This window comes from Sinorhizobium terangae (genome assembly GCF_029714365.1).
Lineage (GTDB): Bacteria > Pseudomonadota > Alphaproteobacteria > Rhizobiales > Rhizobiaceae > Sinorhizobium > Sinorhizobium terangae.
In genome coordinates, this window is sequence record NZ_CP121659.1 from 717,253 (window position 1) to 733,010 (window position 15,758).

Genomic DNA, 15,758 nt, shown 5'->3' on the forward strand with positions numbered 1-15,758 from the left:
GGAAGGGAAGGGCGGGCCTCCTCGCACGCGGTTGCGGCAAAAGCAAGCCGTCTCAGCTGCCGAAGATGACGCCAATGTTTACGTTTACGTCAAAGTAATATAAGGCACGTGTGGTAAACTCATGAAGTTATGCGCAAATGCGGAGATTGTCTGTCGCATCCCGGCTCGACAAGCCCGACCGCATTTGCCATGACGGGGATGATTTGGCTTGGGAACAGAACCGGCGGAAGACCGACGACACTGGAGTGCATGAGAATGACCGAACGACAGGAACTGCCGGAACGCGAGAGCATGGAATTCGACGTGGTGATCGTCGGCGCCGGACCGGCAGGGCTCGCGGCGGCGATCCGGCTGAAACAGGTCAATCCGGAACTTTCGGTCGTCGTTTTGGAAAAGGGCGCAGAAGTCGGCGCCCACATCCTCTCCGGTGCCGTCGTCGATCCGATCGGCATCGACCGGCTGTTGCCCGGCTGGCGAGACGAGCCGGACCATCCGTTCAAGACGGAAGTCACCGACGATCATTTCTTGTTCCTGGGTCCCGCCGGCTCGATCCGCCTGCCGAATTTCCTGATGCCGCCCCTGATGAACAATCATGGCAATTACATCGTCTCGCTCGGAAACGTCTGTCGCTGGCTCGCCACCCATGCAGAAGCCCTGGGCGTCGAGATCTATCCGGGTTTCGCCGCAACGGAAGTGCTCTACAACGACGAGGGCGCCGTGGTCGGCGTTGCCACCGGCGACATGGGCATCGAGCGCTCGGGCGAACCGGGACCGAACTTCGCCCGCGGCATGGCGCTCCTTGGCAAATACACGCTGATCGGCGAGGGCGTGCGCGGCTCGCTAGCCAAGCAGCTGATCGCCAAGTTCAAGCTTGGTGAGGGCCGCGACGTGCCGAAGTTCGGCATCGGCCTGAAGGAACTCTGGGAAGTGAAGCCGGAAAACCATAAGCCCGGCCTGGTGCAGCATTCCTTCGGCTGGCCGCTTGACATGAGGACCGGCGGCGGCTCCTTCCTTTATCACCTCGAGGACAATCTCGTCGCCGTCGGCTTCGTCGTCCACCTCAATTACAAGAACCCCTATCTCCATCCGTTCGAGGAATTCCAGCGCTTCAAGACGCATCCGGCAATCCGTGGCACCTTCGAGGGCGGCAAGCGCCTCTCCTATGGCGCGCGCGCCATCACCGAGGGTGGCTACCAGTCGGTGCCGAAGCTGTCCTTCCCCGGCGGTGCGCTGATCGGCTGTTCGGCCGGCTTCGTCAACGTGCCGCGCATCAAAGGCAGCCACAATGCGGTGCTGTCGGGCATTCTGGCGGCGGAGAAGCTCGCCGAGGCGATCGCCAGCGGCCGCGCCAATGACGAGCCGATTGAGATCGAACACGGCTGGCGAGACAGCGCCATCGGCCAGGACCTCAAGCGGGTGAGAAACGTCAAGCCGCTGTGGTCGAAGTTCGGCACCGCGGTCGGCGTCGCCCTCGGCGGCCTCGACATGTGGACGAACCAGTTGTTCGGCTTCTCCTTCTTCGGCACGCTGCGGCACGGCAAGACCGACGCGGCCTCGCTGGAACCGGCCGAACAGCACCAGAAGATCGACTATCCGAAGCCAGACGGCGTCTTGACCTTCGATCGCCTGTCCTCGGTGTTCCTGTCGAACACCAACCATGAGGAAGATCAGCCGATCCACCTGCAGGTGAAGGACCCCGACCTGCAGAAGCGGTCGGAATACGACGTCTTTGCTGGCCCGTCGACGCGCTATTGTCCGGCCGCCGTCTACGAGTGGGTGGAGAAGGACGGCAAGCCGACCTTCGTCATCAACGCCCAGAACTGCGTGCACTGCAAGACCTGCGACATCAAGGACCCGAACCAGAACATCAACTGGGTGCCGCCACAAGGGGGCGAAGGCCCGGTCTATCCGAACATGTAATGTTCGGCAGTCGGGCCGCACGGACCCCCGCCAGGCAAGAGTGCGGCGAAGGCCCGGTCTATCCGAACATGTAATGTTCGGCAGTCGCCGCACGGACTCCCGACGACATGCGACAGCGTTCTCGAGATGCGGGGCGCCATAAGCCTTGAGCGGGCGCGATTGATTGCATTGAACTGTCGCGCTCAACGCACTCGAATTTCCGGGCCGCGTCCGCAGTCCAATCCGACCCGTTACGAAGGAAGGACGGTCGTGGACGGTCCCTTCAGAAAACCCATCAATTATTTGTGTTCCCTGGAAGCGGGAGTCAGCGCAATCGCTGACGCAAATGGAAAAGTGTTTGCCGGAAAGACTCGGTAGCAAATGATTAGGCGTCAATCCGAACAGGCATTGACGGCTGTGGTAAGCTGTTGCTTCCATTCCGGCGGACTGGGGCAGGGGCCTTGTTCCGTTCGCTGCCGGCCGCCGCGGTGAGGCTGGCAGTTCGCCATGGGTACACCGCGAGAACAGAGGGAACCGAAAATGAAGAAATTTCTTGCAACGACTTGTCTTGCTGCCGGCCTTCTCGGCCTGGGCAGCGCGGCGTCGGCGGCAGAATGCGGCGACGTGACGATCGCCAATATGAACTGGCAGAGCGCCGAAGTGCTGGCGAACGTGGACAAGTTCATCCTGACCGAGGGCTATGGCTGCAGCGCCGAGCTCGTCGTCGGTGATACGGTGCCGTCGATTACTTCGATGATTGAGAAGGGTCAGCCGGACATCGCGCCGGAAGGCTGGGTCGACCTGCTGCCGGATGTCGTCAATCGCGGCCTTCAGGAAGGCAAGCTCGTCGGCGCGGCGGTAGCGCTGTCTGACGGCGCAGTGCAGGGCTGGTGGGTGCCGAAATACATCGTCGACGCCAATCCGGATATCAAGACGATCGATGACGTGTTGAAGCACAAGGAACTCTTCCCAGATCCGGAGGATCCGAGCAAGGGTGCTGTCTTCAACGGTCCGCAGGGCTGGGGCGGCACGGTCGTGACGACGCAGCTCTACAAGGCCTACGGCGCCGAGGCCGCGGGCTTCACCCTGGTCGACACCGGCTCGGCCGCCGGCCTCGACGGTTCGATCGCCAAGGCCTACGAGCGCAAGCAGGGCTGGGTCGGCTATTACTGGGCGCCGACGGCGCTGCTCGGCAAGTACGAGATGGTCAAGCTCGACCATGGCGTGCCGAACGACATGGCCGAATGGAAGCGCTGCAACACGGTTGCGGATTGCCCGGATCCGAAGAAGAACGACTGGCCGAAGGACAAGGTCCAGACGCTGGTAACCAAGGCCTTTGCCGACCGTGCCGGCCCGGCCATGGAATACCTCAACGCGCGTGCCTGGACGAACGACACGGTCAACAAGTTGATGGCCTGGATGACCGACAACCAGGCGAGCGGCGAGGAAGGCGCCAAGCACTTCCTCGAGGAGAACCCGGACATCTGGACCAAGTGGGTTTCTCCGGAAGTTGCGGAGAAGATCAAGGCCGCGCTTTGATCTGTTGATCCGAGTGGGCGGCGCGCATCGTGCGCGCCGTTCATGTTTGATGACCGGCGGCGAAAACAACAAGACGAAAGCGCTGCCAGGAGCAATGCGAAGGGGAATCAAATGGAATGGCTGACCAAATTTCCGCATATGGACGATAATCAGCTTCGAGAGCTGAAGAAAGTGATCGACGAAGGTTTTCGGGCGTTCACCCGCGCCTATGGCGATGGCATCGAGTCTTTCTTCGAACCGCTGCAGTTCTTTCTGATCCAGTCTGAACGCTTCATGACGCGGACGCCCTGGCCGATCATCCTGATCCTGGTCGCGCTGATTGCCTGGCTCGCCAGCCGTAACTGGAAGATCGTAGCCGGTTGCGTCGGTACGCTTCTCGTCATCGGCTATTTCGATATGTGGGACGACACGATGAAGACGATCTCGATGATCTTCGTCTGTACCGTCCTGTCGATTGCGATCGGCATACCGATCGGCATCATCATGTCGCGCTCCGATCGTTTCCAGAACGTCGTCAATCCGGTGCTTGACGTCATGCAGACGATGCCAAGCTTCGTCTATCTCATTCCCGTGGTCATGCTGCTCGGCATCGGCAAGGTTCCCGGCCTGATTGCCGTCGTCATTTACGCCATCCCGCCGATGATCCGCCTTACCAATCTCGGTATCAGGCTGGTCGACAAGGATGTGCTCGAGGCGGCGGACGCCTTCGGTTCGTCGAGCTGGCAGAAGCTGAAGAACGTCCAGATGCCGCTTGCCTTGCCGACGATCATGGCCGGCATCAACCAGACGATCATGATGGCGCTCGCCATGGTTGTGATCGCCTCGATGATCGGTGTTCAGGGGCTGGGCCAGCCGGTTTTGAAGGCGATCGCCAACCAGTATTTCACGCTCGGCATCTTCAACGGACTGGCCATCGTCGGCATCGCGATTATCTTCGATCGCGTCAGCCAGGCCTATGGCCACCGCTTGCAGCGGCATCGCGAGATCGTTCACGGCTAAAGCCAAACGACGAAAAAAGGACGGCCCGGAAATGCCAGCGTTTCCGGGCCGTTTGTTTATGCGATCAAGCCTGTTTTGGAGAGAGAATGCCGGTGGAGAGGGCGACGCCGGCCGAGGTGACGACCGCGGCAGCGATCTCGAACGGGCCGATCGTTTCGCCAAGCAGTGCCGCTCCACCGAACATGGCGAGCACGGGCGTCAAGGCGGTGAAGGCCGCCGCCTGTGTGCCGCCGAGGCGACGGACCGCAAAACCATAGGCGAGCGTTGCCGCCAAACCGGAAAGAACGCCCTGACTCAAAACCTGAAGACCGACCTCGCCGAGCGGAACGCTCATGAGCGTGCTGGTGCCCGAGACGGCCGCCAGGACGAGGTGAATGAGAAACGACCAGACCGCAATCAGCGCACTGCCCTCCACGGCGCTCAAGCCCGAGCGGCGGAACGCATGCGTGTAGATCGCCCAGAGCGTCGCGGCCGCGGGCAGCAGCATGTAGCCCGTCCAGGCGGATCCATCCGACGCGCCAAGGCTGCGAACGAGCAGGATGGTGACGCCGATTATGATGGCGCCAAAGCCGACGAGGCGCATGCGATCGGGGCGCTCGCCGAAGAATGCGACACCGATCAACGCGGTCGCGAGCGGCATCGAGCCGCCGAGCAGAACACCGACGGACACAGCGGGCGTTGCATGGATGGCGAAGGCGGCCACCTGGAAGAAGACAGCGCCCGAACCCGCCACCATCATCGCAAGAAGCCCCCGCGGCAGCGTCTTGGGTATGAGGCCTGTCTTCAGCCAGACAGGCGCAAGCACGAGTGCCGGTATCCCGTAGCGAATGAGGCCGAGGTCGATCGTCCCGAGCGCCGTCGCTGCAGTATGCCGCGTGGCCAGAATCCAGGTCGCCCAGATCATCACGGTGATGAAAGCGCCGGCATAACCGGCCACGGCAGGTGCGGCGGAGCCGCGATCGAGTGTCAGCGCAACCATTTTCGTGTTCCTTCCGATCGGTTTTGAGAGGGGTTCGGATCGGGAAGACACTAGCGCCAAGCGGCAGGGCATGTCCTTGCTATCTGTGCCTCACATGGCATACAATGAGCAACAATGTGCCAACTTTGTGCAGCAAACTTATTGAGTATGCCAAAACTTGATAAATTCGATATTGCCATTCTGAAGATCCTCCAGGAGGATGCGCGCGCGACCAATGTCGAGATCGCCGAGCGCGTGAACTTGTCGCCGTCGCCCTGCCTGAGACGGATTCGCAATCTTGAGAAATCAGGCGTTTTGCGCGGCTATCGCGCCGATATCGACCGCAAGGAGGTCGGCCTTGGCCTGACGGTTTTCGTCGAAATCAAGGTTGGCCATCACAGCCAGGAAAACGCACGCCGCCAGCAGGAAGCGCTGCTTGGCATTCCGGAGGTGGTCTCCTGCTTTCTGATCTCCGGCAATGCCGATTTCCTGGCGGAGGTCGTGGTCGAGGACCTCTCGGCCTATGAGAGGCTTTTGACCGAGACGCTGCTTGCCCTGCCGGGCGTTACCGATATCCGATCGAACTTCGCTATCCGGTCGATCAAGACGGGCGGACCGCTGAAGCTGCCTTCGTTGCCATGAAGAAGCCCGCGGCGCGTAGCGCTGCGCGTGTTTCTTTCCGCCGGTTCACCATTATCTGAAACCGCAGCCGCTGATTCCCGCTTAGGCCTCTGGAAACGCCCACCGCCGCGCTTATCTCTGATCTGAGATGTTGGCGAGGTCACCGGAGAACATGACGTTCCATGAAAGTTAAGGCCGTCTTCAATCGAGATGGGGGAACCTTCCGTTCGACGGACATGGAGGCATACGGCAGGTGGGTGGAAGAGGTCTTTCGCGCTGCCGGACATGAGATCGAAGTCGCCGCTGTCGAGGCCGTCGACATGCGGGATACGCTCGAAAGAGCCTGTCGGCGGGGCGATCTCGATGCGATCGTTGCCGGCGGCGGCGACGGCACGATTTCGGCCGCTGCCGCAGTCGCGTGGAAGAACCGCATGCCGCTCGGAGTCATCCCGGCCGGTACGATGAACCTTTTCGCGCGCTCGTTGAAGCTGCCGCTCGATATCTGGAAGGCGCCGGCGGTTCTTGCTCATGGCAGAATTATCGCTGCCGATATTGGCAGCGCCGACGGCCGCGCTTTTGTTCATCAGTTTTCCATGGGCCTGCATGCCCGTCTGGTGCGGTATCGCAAATCCTACCGTTTCGCCTCGCGGCTTGGAAAGATCGGTGCAAGCACACGCGCGGCGATCGGCGTTGTTTTCAACCCGCCGGATTTTGAAATCGAGTTCGATGCCGACGGCCACAGGGAGCGCCGGCATGTTTCGGCGATTTCTGTCTCGAACAACCATTTCGGCCATTCCACGTTCATGTACGCGGACGACGTGACGAGCGGGCATCTCGGCTTCTACACCGCGCCGCCTCTGAATCCTGCCGGCGTCGCGAAGCTCGCCTTCGCCATCCTGCGCGGCAAGTTCCGCGCGAGCCCGTTGATCACGGAAATGAGCGCCATCACAGTCGACCTGCATTTCCCGAAAGTCGACCGAAAGATCAATTGCGTCATCGACGGCGAGCTTTTGCCTATGGGACGCGACGTGGCGCTACGGATACATCCTGGCGAGCTGAAGCTGCTGGTGGGAGCCTAGCGCATCGGCCCGAAAATCGGACCCGATTTTCGGAAAGCACGATGCGTCGAATCAAAGAGTTACAGCGTCCTTTGTGCGTCCTAAAGGACGCACGGCGCTGTCATGCATGTCGCCCAAAAGTGTGCAGCGGTTTCGGGACAAAGACATGCATGAGGACAAAAACCCACCGCACGTCGCATGGCTGCAATTGAATGCGACGTGCTTTGTTAGCGCCACAGAGCAGGTCTCACTCCGCGATCCAGATGTAGCTGAAGGCGTAACGATCCGAGCCGGCGCCATGAATGTAGGGGAGGGCGAGGTGGCGCGGCATCATCGCCGCTTCCGGAATGGTGGAAGCCTTGAGCGTGTCCTTCAGAAGGTCGGGAATGGGCGCTTCCTGGGTTGTGTCGTCGTGCCAGACAACCAGAAGCGGCCTCTTCGTCATGTCGACCGGAAGCGCGTTGAGCTTCGGCATGGTGACCAGCGCCGCGCTGAACCGTGTGCGCAGATTTCCCGCAATTTGCTTGTCATTGGTAACGACGAGCGCCGGCTGCCCGCCCTCCGCTTGAGCCACCGCTTCGGCGAAGTCGCTATAGGGGATATTCAGCCTTGAATAGTCGCCGAACCATGGCCGCACGATCGCGCGCGCCGACACGATGGTGAGTGCCGTCAAGGCGAGAAACGCCACCAACAGGAAGAAGCGCCGGAACATGTTGGTGAGATCGATCTTCGCCGCTTCGATCTTGAGGCAAAGATAAAGCGGGACAAGCATGAGATAGAGAACGAGCCATTTCTCGCGTATGTGCGTTGCCGCGACACCCAGCACGATGAGCAGCACCCCAACCAGGCAGATCGCGATCATCCGCCCCACGACCCGGCTCCACTGGTTTTCCGCCTGCCAGATCACGCGCACCTTGCCGCGAAAGACAAGGCCGAATACGAGTGCTGAAACGAGGCCACCGCCGATGATCGCCGATCCGAGTGCGTAGGTTCCGCGCAAGGCCTGCAGCAAACGCCCCTGCGCCTCATGTTCCCTCATCTCGTTCAAGGTGCCGCCCGAGGCGAAGTCGAGATTCTGCAATAGCCAGTAGCTGTGGGGCAGAACAATGAGGGCGGCGATCACGATCGCCGGCAGGATCCTCCAGTCGAAGACATGAGCCCGCAAGTCGCGCTCCGGCAGGACTGCAATTATCGCCGAGACCGGGATCAACACGAAGTTATACTTCGAGATTATGCCGATGCCGACGGCGATGCCTGTCAGCAGGTACGAGAACAGGGTGGGCCGTGTGAGCGTCCTCAGGAAGCCGTAAAGAAAGAGCGACACCGTGAAGAGCGCGGCGACCGTGTGCGAGAGATCGCGCTGCGCCAGCAGGAATACAGGCGGCAGCGTCAGGACGCCAAGCATCGCCATCGCCGAAAGGCGCCAGTTACTGAGGACAAGGCGTGCCGCCAGACCGTAAAAAAGGCAGGAAAGAAACAGGAGGCTGTTCTTGAGGACTGACAGCGTCGCAAGCGACGCGCCGATCGACTGCGCCAGACCGTATTGCAGCCAGTTATAGAATGGGGGCTGCGGCCCGTATCCGAGCTGCAGGAATTGCGACTGGAGTGCCACGCCAGCCTCATCGATCTCGAGAGAGTTCGACACCGCAAGACGTAAGACTATGCACAACAGAAAATAGCCGGCCACCGCGACGAAGGCCGCATTGGGGCGTCGGTCGAAGGCTTCAAGCATGCGGCCCTCCCTTATCGAAGACCTGGCGCACGATATAGCTCGTCGTCTCGTCGTCGCGGAAATAGGCGCGGGCCATCATTTCCGAAAGGATGCCGGTGGTGATGAGCTGGACCGAAGACAGGAACAGCATCACGCCCACGACCAGCATCGGGCGGGTGCCGATGTCATTGCCGAGAATGAACTTGTCGATGGCCAGATAGAAGAGGATGAGTGCGCTCAAGCCGCCGGTCGCAAGCCCGATCGATCCGAAAAAGTGACCGGGGCGCGCCTTGTAGCGCATGAAGAAGAGTACGGCCAGGAGATCGAGTATGACGCGGAACATGCGCGAGAGTCCGTATTTCGACGTACCGAAGTGCCGGGCGTGGTGGGTAACGGGCATCTCGCCGATCCGGCTGCTGGGCACGACACCGGCGACCCACGCCGGGATGAAGCGGTGCATTTCGCCCATCAGTTTGACTTGTTTGATGATCGAGGCGCGATAGACCTTCAGGCTGCAACCGTAGTCATGGAGCCTCACTCCGGTGATCTTGCCGATCAGCCGGTTGGCGCACCATGAGGGAATTTTTCTGAGCAGCAGGCCGTCCCGCCGATTCTGTCTCCACCCGACGAGCAGGTCCAATTGGCGCTCTTCGATTGCCGCGACCATGCGTGGAATGTCATTGGGGTCATTCTGCAGGTCGCCGTCGAGGGTCGCGATCAATCGCCCGGACGCGGCATCGATACCGGCCTGCATGGCGGCAGTCTGACCGAAATTCTTCTGCAGTTCGATGATCTTCAGCCTTAAGTCCGGACGAAAGAGTTCGGCGCGGGCATTGGCAAGGGTACCATCGGTGCTGCCGTCATCCACGAGGATCAGTTCCCACGGCTGGCTGAAACCGGCCAGCGCGTCACGAATGCGTGTGACAAGCGGCCCGACGCTGTCCTCTTCGTTGAACACGGGGACAACGACGGACAGCTCGATGGCCTCAATTTTATCGGCAAGAGCCGTCACGGGTTCTTCAATGTGATTCAAGGATTGTCTCCGACGTACTGTCGCAGTTTTCTTGCACAGTTAACGGTGATAACCAACGTCGAATTGCGTGGTTCAGCACAGGAAATCGGCATCGGATGAATTCGGACTGGCAGTTCAGTCGGCGATCGTGGCTCGTACGCAACCGCATGGCGCTGATTTCCGTGGCCGCGATCGCGGCTTACGCGGTCTTTGTCGAGTGGGTCTGGGGCTGGTCTACCCTGATGCGCCAGTGGGCCGAAATCGGCATCTGGTCGGTGCTTGCCGCACTCGTCTTGCTGATCTCCACCTACTTCATCCGCTGCGTTCGCATCTACGATTATTTCCCGGAACAGACCCGTGGGCGGTTCCTGCCTCTGTTTCGCGTGACGCAGGTCCACAATCTGCTCAACATCATGTTGCCGTTTCGAGCAGGTGAAACGAGCTTTCCCCTGCTGATGCGCTCTGAATTCGGGGTGCCGCTGGTGCATGGCACGTCGGCTCTGCTCGTCATGCGGCTGCTCGATCTGCATGCCTTGCTAACGGTCGCGGCGATCGGCCTGGTGATCGACATGAGCGATGCATTGATCGCTTGGCTCGCATGGACGCTTGCTTTCCTTTCACCGCTCGCATTCTTTCTCCTGAAGGGAAAGGTTCTGACGCTTGCGCGCAGCAAGGCGCCGGCGAAACTCGCGACCGTTCTGGACGAAGTGGAAGCAGGGCTGCCGGACAACGTGCCGGCATTCCTGCGTGCATGGGCAATGACCATGCTGAACTGGGGCGTCAAGGTCGTGGTTCTCGCCTGGGTGCTTGCCATCATGGGGGTAGCGCCGCTTGCCGCCTGCTTCGGCGGTGCCCTAGGCGGCGAGCTTTCCTCGGTTCTGCCGGTTCATGCCCCGGCGGGAGTAGGCACCTATCCGGCTGCGATCGCCGCCGGAGCGATCTCCTTCGGGGCGCCCGGCAATCGCGCCGCCTTGGAACTGCTCGGCCGTGCCAGCGTCAATGCGCACCTGCTCGTCATCGTGTCGGCCGTCGCCGGCACGATGCTCTCACTGCTGTTGCGGCGAAGATCGTGATCTACTGGAACGAGGTTTCGTAGAAGCTTCTGAGCTTGCGCGAATGCAGTTTCTCGGGCGGCATTGCCGCGAGCTTTTGCAGAGCCAGGATGCCGATCTTCAGATGCTGGCTCACCTGCGTCCGGTAAAAGGCGGTTGCCATGCCGGGCAGCTTCAACTCGCCGTGGAGCGGCTTGTCCGACACGCAAAGCAGCGTGCCGTAAGGCACACGGAAGCGGAAGCCGTTGGCCGCGATCGTGGCCGACTCCATGTCGAGCGCGATTGCGCGCGCCTGCGACAGGCGCTTGACCGGGCCGCGCTGGTCGCGCAGTTCCCAGTTGCGGTTGTCGATCGTCGCGACCGTGCCGGTGCGCATGATCTGCTTGAGGTCGTAGCCTTTGTAGCCCGTCACCTCGGCCACGGCGTCCTGCAACGCAACCTGCACTTCCGCCAACGCCGGCAGCGGGATCCAGACCGGCAGATCATCGTCGAGCACGTGGTCCTCGCGCATATAGGCATGCGCCAACACATAGTCGCCGAGGCGCTGGCTGTTTCTAAGCCCGGCGCAATGCCCGAGCATCAGCCAGACATGCGGGCGCAGCACCGCGATATGGTCGGTAATCGTCTTGGCGTTGGACGGGCCGACACCGATGTTGACCAAGCTGATGCCGCCGTGCCCCTTCTTCTTCAGGTGATAGGCCGGCATTTGGGGCAGGCGGACGGAGGTATAGTCGGCATCCGGCCTGTCGGCGCCCGCGGGTGTCACGATGTTGCCCGGCTCGACGAAAGCGGTGTAGCCGTTTCCGCCCTGTGCCATCTGCTGTCGGGCCCAGGCGCAGAACTCGTCGACATAAAACTGATAGTTCGTGAAGAGCACGAAGTTCTGGAAATGCGTCGGGCTGCTCGCTGTATAGTGGCTGAGGCGGGCCAGCGAATAATCGATGCGCTGCGCGGTGAACGGAGCAAGCGGCGAGGGTTCGCCGGGGCCCGGCTCATAGGACCCATTGGCGATCTCGTCGTCGGTCGTCGTCAGGTCGGGCGCGTCGAACAGGTCGCGCAGCGGGATGTCGATGGTTTCGGCGGCCGACGCTTCGACATGAGCGCCCTCGCTGAAGGCGAAATGCAACGGTATCGGTGTCGACGATTCGGAAACGGTGACACCGACGCCGTGGTTGCGCATCAGGTGCCCGAGCTGCTCCTTCAGATAATGGCGAAAGAGCTTGGGTCGGGTGATCGTCGTCGTGTAGACGCCGGGCGCGCTGACATATCCGAACGAAAGCCTGGAATCGACGTGGCCGAAGCTGCTCGTCTCGATGCTGACCTGCGGATAGCAGGCACGAAACCGCGTGAGCGGCGCATCGCTCTTTCCAAGCCCTTCGAAGGCCTCGCGGAGGAAGCGGGTGTTGCGTTCATAAAGAGCCTCCAGGCAATCGACGGCCTCGGCCGGATCCTCGAAGAGGTGCGGCTCGAATGGTTCAGGGGTTGCGACGGAGAGAACGGAGTTTGAAGAGATTCGTTTGTTCATGTCGCATTATAGGCTGCGCCTTCTGACAAGCAAACGACAAGATAAAGTGGGGTCTGGAAAATTGTGGAGCCGTTTTTTCCGCCGTGGCATCGCTTTAACTATCTGGAATCGAACGCCGATTGAATCCGATACACCTATGCTCGCTTGCTGGAGTCAGCGCGGACCGGCGAGAATGATCACGCTGCCGGCGAGCGCCAGCGCGACGCCGGTCATGTCCCAGCGGTCCGGGCGCACACCTTCTGCGAGCCAGAGCCAGGCGAGCGAAGCGGCGATATAGACGCCACCATAGGCGGCATAGGCGCGGCCGGCGGCCGCCGAATCGACCACCGTCAGGAGCCAGGCAAACAGGGCGAGCGAGCCCATGCCGGGTACAAGCCACCAGATGGATTTGCCGAGCTTGAACCATGCCCAGAAGGCAAAGCATCCGGCGATTTCGGCAAGTGCGGCGGCGAGATAGATTGCATATGCAGGCATTATTCCATCCGTTCGCCGGAAAAGGACCGGAATTTCAATCCATATGCAAGCGGTAGACGGGTCGCGAGCAATTCAAAGTGCTACAGCGTCCTTTGCGCGTCTGATACGACGCGCGGCGCTGTGGACGTCAACTCATCGCCTGACGCTGGAGCGTCACGAAGAGGACGAGGCCGGCACCGGTCTTGCCGATGCCGAGGCCCGCGGCTTTGGTGTAGGCGACTGCTCCGATCGGCGCCATCAGCAGGCCTGTGAGTATCAGGACACGGAGCGAGAGAATGGCGGAAGTGGCGAGAGCGGTCATCTTTGGCTTCTTAGAGCTTGGCCTGGCAATATTGGGCCGTGTGGGCGGTGCAGTCGGTCAGCGAGCCGAGATAGGTGCTTTGGCGGCGGCGCTGCGTATCGGCACTGACCGCGGCGGCGAGCGTCATAGCGAAGACAACCATCAGCACGCTGATGATGGTGAGGCGCCGAGCGAGAATATCCATGGTTCTGTCCGTTGGCTGGAGGCACGTTAAGATCGATTGATTGTCTTTTCTCACAACCAAACTGAATTGATGCTGAGATGTCCGTTCATCTCCGGTTCATCTTCGTGAATTTTATCAGTCTTGTAGGAGGCGGCGGGCGTGCCTACGTGTTAACTCTTGCAACCTCAGGAGAAACAGGATGGCGGCTCCGATCGAGCTTTATTACTGGCCGACCCCAAACGGCTGGAAGATCACGATCATGTTGGAGGAGCTCGGCGCTCCCTATGTGGTCAAATACGTGAATATCGGGCGTGGCGAACAGTTCGCTCCGGATTTCCTGAAGATCGCCCCCAACAACCGAATGCCGGCGATCATCGACCCCGACGGCCCGGGCGGCCAGCCGATTTCGATCTTCGAGTCGGGGGCGATCCTGCAATATCTCGGCCGCAAATTCGGGAAGTTCTATCCTGCCGACGAGCGATCGCGCGTCGAAGTCGATCAATGGCTCTTCTGGCAGATGGGGGGCCTCGGTCCCATGGCGGGACAGGCCCATCATTTCCGCCAATATGCGCCGGAGAAGATCGAATACGCGATCAATCGCTATACCAACGAAGCCAACCGCCTCTATGGCGTGATGAACAAGCGCCTCGCCGACCGGCCGTTCCTGGCTGGCGACTACTCGATTGCCGACATGGCCTGTATCGGCTGGGTGATCCCGCACGAGAATCAGGGACAGGATCTGGATGACTTCCCGCATCTGAAGCGCTGGTTCGAGGCGGTGCTTGCGCGGCCAGCCGTTCAAAAGGCGATCGAAGTGGGTAAGGAAGAGCGCGCTCGCCAGAAGAGCCTCGCCGAGGACCAGGAGGCGCAGAAGATCCTGTTTGGACAGCGTGCGCGTTAGCGTCGGGTGCTATCAAACGGACGTTTCAATCGCTCCCGCGTTTGCATGAGATCAGGGGCGGCGAACCGGACGAAGGGTTTTGGATCGTCAGCGTTCGCCGTACCTGAGCCTAATGCGCTTGAAAAACGAGCGGATCCGGCGCTGCAGCTTTGTCGTCGCCCAAAGTTTCGCGACCTGCCGTTCCACAGCCGTGTGGCGGTTTGCGAGAACGTTGGAGGCGATTAGCGCTATTGTCGCCTCGCTGAGATCCGGAAAATGAGCGCAGACGCGCTCCAGGGCGCCAGCCGGCTCGCTGACGCTCTCTTCGAAGAATTGAATGCGCCCTCGCTTCACGAAGCACCGCAGCATGATTTGTTCGAAGGTCCAGTCGTGCTCCACAATAATGTCGAATCGGGATCCCGCGGCGCCGGTGAAACCACAGAGGAAGACCTTTGCATGTGGCGCCTTCTCGAGCAGCCATAGGGCAACGGCAAAACCGGTCGTTGGCATGCGCCTGGCTGTGTACAGCGAGCCGAACTCATGGTCGAAGTCCAACGTATGTTGCACGAGCGCGCTCCTGCGCGGTGCCGCTATGCGAGGCGTTCCTTCCAGTGCCCCGCGCTCGGCAAGAACGCCAATCTCAGCCTTTAAGGGCCGCGAGAAGAGTGCACGTGCCCGATCCACATGCTTCTGTGAAGTCAGGAAGCGCGTGCCGCCGCTGATGAGGCGCTGACACAGTATGGCGTCCTTCTCGAACGGGCGGGCCAGCACTTTTGCGCACCCGTTGAAAAAGACATACAGCGTTCGCTCTGGAAGGGCGCGCATGACCGCATCGATGTCTACACCTTCACTGTTGGCGATCAGGGCTAGCGCTTCGTATTCGGAAAGGATCGCCTCAACGTCTTTTGCTTCCATCGACATTCCTCGGCATGCTCAATTCTCTGATGCTGACGGATACCGGGGAATGCCTCGAAATCCTCGCGAGACCATATCGGATTGCGAATCGCTTCTACTGCATGATTCCCCGAATCGGAATCGATTTGAGGAATCCTGCAGCGATTCAAAATGCAGCGACCTTTGCGTGTGACAAAAGACGCGGGCGCTGTAGGGCATCCAAGCCCCGAATAAAATCGTTCTGTCGGAGGATGGGATTTCGCCTCTGACACACCGCCAGGCTGCCCTTCGGCAGAAGACCCAGGCGGTTCCCATCCCCATAGTGAGACTTACAGCCGCGACCAGGTCTGCGATTTGCAAAGCACCTTCAGCACACAGCCTTTCATCTTTAGCGCCTTACCGTTGACGGTGCCTGATCCGCTATAGGTCTTGTCGCTTTCCGGATCGGTGATTTCGCCGCTGTAGATACCGTCGGCTCCGGTCAGATTGCCGATGCGCTTGCCCGCGTACTTCCCGGTTTTCAAAGTGATGCAGTAAGCGCCGCCGCATGGTGCGATTTCGGCCGTGGCGCCGCTCGCTGTCTTCCAGTTGCCGACGATCGGTTCCGCGGCACGGACCGAGCCCGCGGTAGTGCAGGCAATGGCCGCTGCGACGAGCAATGTACGAATCATT

16 protein-coding genes are annotated in these 15,758 nt (G+C 60.6%); 7 read left to right on the forward strand and 9 right to left on the reverse strand.

All coding sequences use genetic code 11. The features are described 5' to 3' along the window. The first annotated feature begins 255 nt into the window (after positions 1-255). The 3 genes from QA637_RS03370 to QA637_RS03380 all read left to right on the forward strand — a co-directional run bounded on the left by QA637_RS03370 (position 256) and on the right by QA637_RS03380 (position 4,437). On the forward strand, positions 256-1,920 hold the full coding sequence (locus QA637_RS03370; protein ID WP_283063424.1) for an electron transfer flavoprotein-ubiquinone oxidoreductase: 1,665 nt from the start codon (positions 256-258) through the stop codon (positions 1,918-1,920). Between the two features lie 519 nt (positions 1,921-2,439). Beyond that, the gene (locus QA637_RS03375; protein ID WP_153436553.1) at positions 2,440-3,438 is read left to right on the forward strand and encodes an ABC transporter substrate-binding protein; all 999 of its coding nucleotides are present in this window, start codon (positions 2,440-2,442) and stop codon (positions 3,436-3,438) included. Positions 3,439-3,549: 111 nt separating this feature from the next. Beyond that, positions 3,550-4,437: an ABC transporter permease gene (locus tag QA637_RS03380; RefSeq protein WP_153436554.1), complete on the forward strand. Its 888-nt coding sequence runs from the start codon at positions 3,550-3,552 to the stop codon at positions 4,435-4,437. 64 nt (positions 4,438-4,501) lie between these two features. Here the strand turns inward: QA637_RS03380 and QA637_RS03385 are convergent, their stop codons facing one another. Beyond that, positions 4,502-5,416: a DMT family transporter gene (locus QA637_RS03385; protein ID WP_283063427.1), complete on the reverse strand. Its 915-nt coding sequence runs from the start codon at positions 5,414-5,416 to the stop codon at positions 4,502-4,504. Between the two features lie 147 nt (positions 5,417-5,563). Here QA637_RS03385 and QA637_RS03390 point away from each other — a divergent pair, with 147 nt between their 5' ends. Together QA637_RS03390 and QA637_RS03395 are read left to right on the forward strand one after the other, a co-directional pair. Further along, positions 5,564-6,037 carry an Lrp/AsnC family transcriptional regulator gene (locus QA637_RS03390; protein ID WP_153436556.1) on the forward strand — a complete coding sequence of 158 codons (474 nt, stop codon included), beginning with the start codon at positions 5,564-5,566 and terminating at the stop codon, positions 6,035-6,037. Between the two features lie 161 nt (positions 6,038-6,198). Then, the gene (locus tag QA637_RS03395) at positions 6,199-7,095 is read left to right on the forward strand and encodes a diacylglycerol/lipid kinase family protein (RefSeq protein WP_283063429.1); all 897 of its coding nucleotides are present in this window, start codon (positions 6,199-6,201) and stop codon (positions 7,093-7,095) included. A gap of 226 nt (positions 7,096-7,321) precedes the next feature. On the opposite strand, the gene QA637_RS03400 is transcribed toward QA637_RS03395, so the two are convergent. Both QA637_RS03400 and QA637_RS03405 read right to left on the reverse strand, forming a co-directional pair. Next, on the reverse strand, positions 7,322-8,806 hold the full coding sequence (locus QA637_RS03400) for an ArnT family glycosyltransferase (protein WP_283063431.1): 1,485 nt from the start codon (positions 8,804-8,806) through the stop codon (positions 7,322-7,324). Next, positions 8,799-9,818 (reverse strand): glycosyltransferase family 2 protein, encoded by a 1,020-nt coding sequence (locus QA637_RS03405; protein WP_283063432.1) that lies wholly within the window; start codon positions 9,816-9,818, stop codon positions 8,799-8,801. The genes QA637_RS03400 and QA637_RS03405 overlap by 8 nt, the downstream gene beginning before the upstream one ends. 95 nt (positions 9,819-9,913) lie before the next feature. Here QA637_RS03405 and QA637_RS03410 point away from each other — a divergent pair, with 95 nt between their 5' ends. After that, complete coding sequence (locus QA637_RS03410; protein ID WP_283063433.1) at positions 9,914-10,870, forward strand: lysylphosphatidylglycerol synthase transmembrane domain-containing protein; 957 nt, start codon at positions 9,914-9,916, stop codon at positions 10,868-10,870. A 1-nt stretch (position 10,871) separates the two neighbouring features. On the opposite strand, the gene QA637_RS03415 is transcribed toward QA637_RS03410, so the two are convergent. The 4 genes from QA637_RS03415 to QA637_RS03430 all read right to left on the reverse strand — a co-directional run bounded on the left by QA637_RS03415 (position 10,872) and on the right by QA637_RS03430 (position 13,333). Then, positions 10,872-12,374 carry an AMP nucleosidase gene (locus tag QA637_RS03415; RefSeq protein WP_283063434.1) on the reverse strand — a complete coding sequence of 501 codons (1,503 nt, stop codon included), beginning with the start codon at positions 12,372-12,374 and terminating at the stop codon, positions 10,872-10,874. Between the two features lie 153 nt (positions 12,375-12,527). Then, complete coding sequence (locus tag QA637_RS03420) at positions 12,528-12,848, reverse strand: YnfA family protein (RefSeq protein ID WP_283063436.1); 321 nt, start codon at positions 12,846-12,848, stop codon at positions 12,528-12,530. Between the two features lie 127 nt (positions 12,849-12,975). Beyond that, entirely contained in the window at positions 12,976-13,149 is a 174-nt protein-coding gene (locus tag QA637_RS03425; RefSeq protein ID WP_153441068.1) for a hypothetical protein, read from the reverse strand. Positions 13,150-13,159: 10 nt separating this feature from the next. Further along, positions 13,160-13,333 carry a hypothetical protein gene (locus QA637_RS03430; RefSeq protein WP_136504085.1) on the reverse strand — a complete coding sequence of 58 codons (174 nt, stop codon included), beginning with the start codon at positions 13,331-13,333 and terminating at the stop codon, positions 13,160-13,162. A 178-nt stretch (positions 13,334-13,511) separates the two neighbouring features. On the opposite strand from QA637_RS03430, the gene QA637_RS03435 reads away from it, so the two are divergent. Continuing rightward, positions 13,512-14,213 (forward strand): glutathione S-transferase N-terminal domain-containing protein, encoded by a 702-nt coding sequence (locus QA637_RS03435; protein WP_153441067.1) that lies wholly within the window; start codon positions 13,512-13,514, stop codon positions 14,211-14,213. Positions 14,214-14,300: 87 nt separating this feature from the next. Here the strand turns inward: QA637_RS03435 and QA637_RS03440 are convergent, their stop codons facing one another. Both QA637_RS03440 and QA637_RS03445 read right to left on the reverse strand, forming a co-directional pair. After that, positions 14,301-15,107, reverse strand: a complete 807-nt coding sequence (locus QA637_RS03440; RefSeq protein ID WP_283063439.1) for a hypothetical protein — start codon at positions 15,105-15,107, stop codon at positions 14,301-14,303. Positions 15,108-15,415: 308 nt separating this feature from the next. Then, positions 15,416-15,757 (reverse strand): DUF2147 domain-containing protein, encoded by a 342-nt coding sequence (locus QA637_RS03445; RefSeq protein ID WP_153441065.1) that lies wholly within the window; start codon positions 15,755-15,757, stop codon positions 15,416-15,418. Position 15,758 lies beyond the last annotated feature (1 nt).

Excerpts from the sequence above, each read along its gene's own strand:
- QA637_RS03420 (WP_283063436.1), bottom strand. The coding sequence starts at position 12,848 with ATGCCTGCATATGCAATCTATCTCGCCGCCGCACTTGCCGAAATCGCC.
- QA637_RS03400 (WP_283063431.1), bottom strand. The coding sequence starts at position 8,806 with ATGCTTGAAGCCTTCGACCGACGCCCCAATGCGGCCTTCGTCGCGGTG.
- QA637_RS03410 (WP_283063433.1), top strand. The coding sequence starts at position 9,914 with ATGAATTCGGACTGGCAGTTCAGTCGGCGATCGTGGCTCGTACGCAAC.
- QA637_RS03445 (WP_153441065.1), bottom strand. The coding sequence starts at position 15,757 with ATGATTCGTACATTGCTCGTCGCAGCGGCCATTGCCTGCACTACCGCG.
- QA637_RS03390 (WP_153436556.1), top strand. The coding sequence starts at position 5,564 with ATGCCAAAACTTGATAAATTCGATATTGCCATTCTGAAGATCCTCCAG.
- QA637_RS03380 (WP_153436554.1), top strand. The coding sequence starts at position 3,550 with ATGGAATGGCTGACCAAATTTCCGCATATGGACGATAATCAGCTTCGA.
- QA637_RS03435 (WP_153441067.1), top strand. The coding sequence starts at position 13,512 with ATGGCGGCTCCGATCGAGCTTTATTACTGGCCGACCCCAAACGGCTGG.
- QA637_RS03440 (WP_283063439.1), bottom strand. The coding sequence starts at position 15,107 with ATGGAAGCAAAAGACGTTGAGGCGATCCTTTCCGAATACGAAGCGCTA.
- QA637_RS03375 (WP_153436553.1), top strand. The coding sequence starts at position 2,440 with ATGAAGAAATTTCTTGCAACGACTTGTCTTGCTGCCGGCCTTCTCGGC.
- QA637_RS03430 (WP_136504085.1), bottom strand. The coding sequence starts at position 13,333 with ATGGATATTCTCGCTCGGCGCCTCACCATCATCAGCGTGCTGATGGTT.
- QA637_RS03370 (WP_283063424.1), top strand. The coding sequence starts at position 256 with ATGACCGAACGACAGGAACTGCCGGAACGCGAGAGCATGGAATTCGAC.
- QA637_RS03385 (WP_283063427.1), bottom strand. The coding sequence starts at position 5,416 with ATGGTTGCGCTGACACTCGATCGCGGCTCCGCCGCACCTGCCGTGGCC.
- QA637_RS03425 (WP_153441068.1), bottom strand. The coding sequence starts at position 13,149 with ATGACCGCTCTCGCCACTTCCGCCATTCTCTCGCTCCGTGTCCTGATA.
- QA637_RS03395 (WP_283063429.1), top strand. The coding sequence starts at position 6,199 with ATGAAAGTTAAGGCCGTCTTCAATCGAGATGGGGGAACCTTCCGTTCG.
- QA637_RS03415 (WP_283063434.1), bottom strand. The coding sequence starts at position 12,374 with ATGAACAAACGAATCTCTTCAAACTCCGTTCTCTCCGTCGCAACCCCT.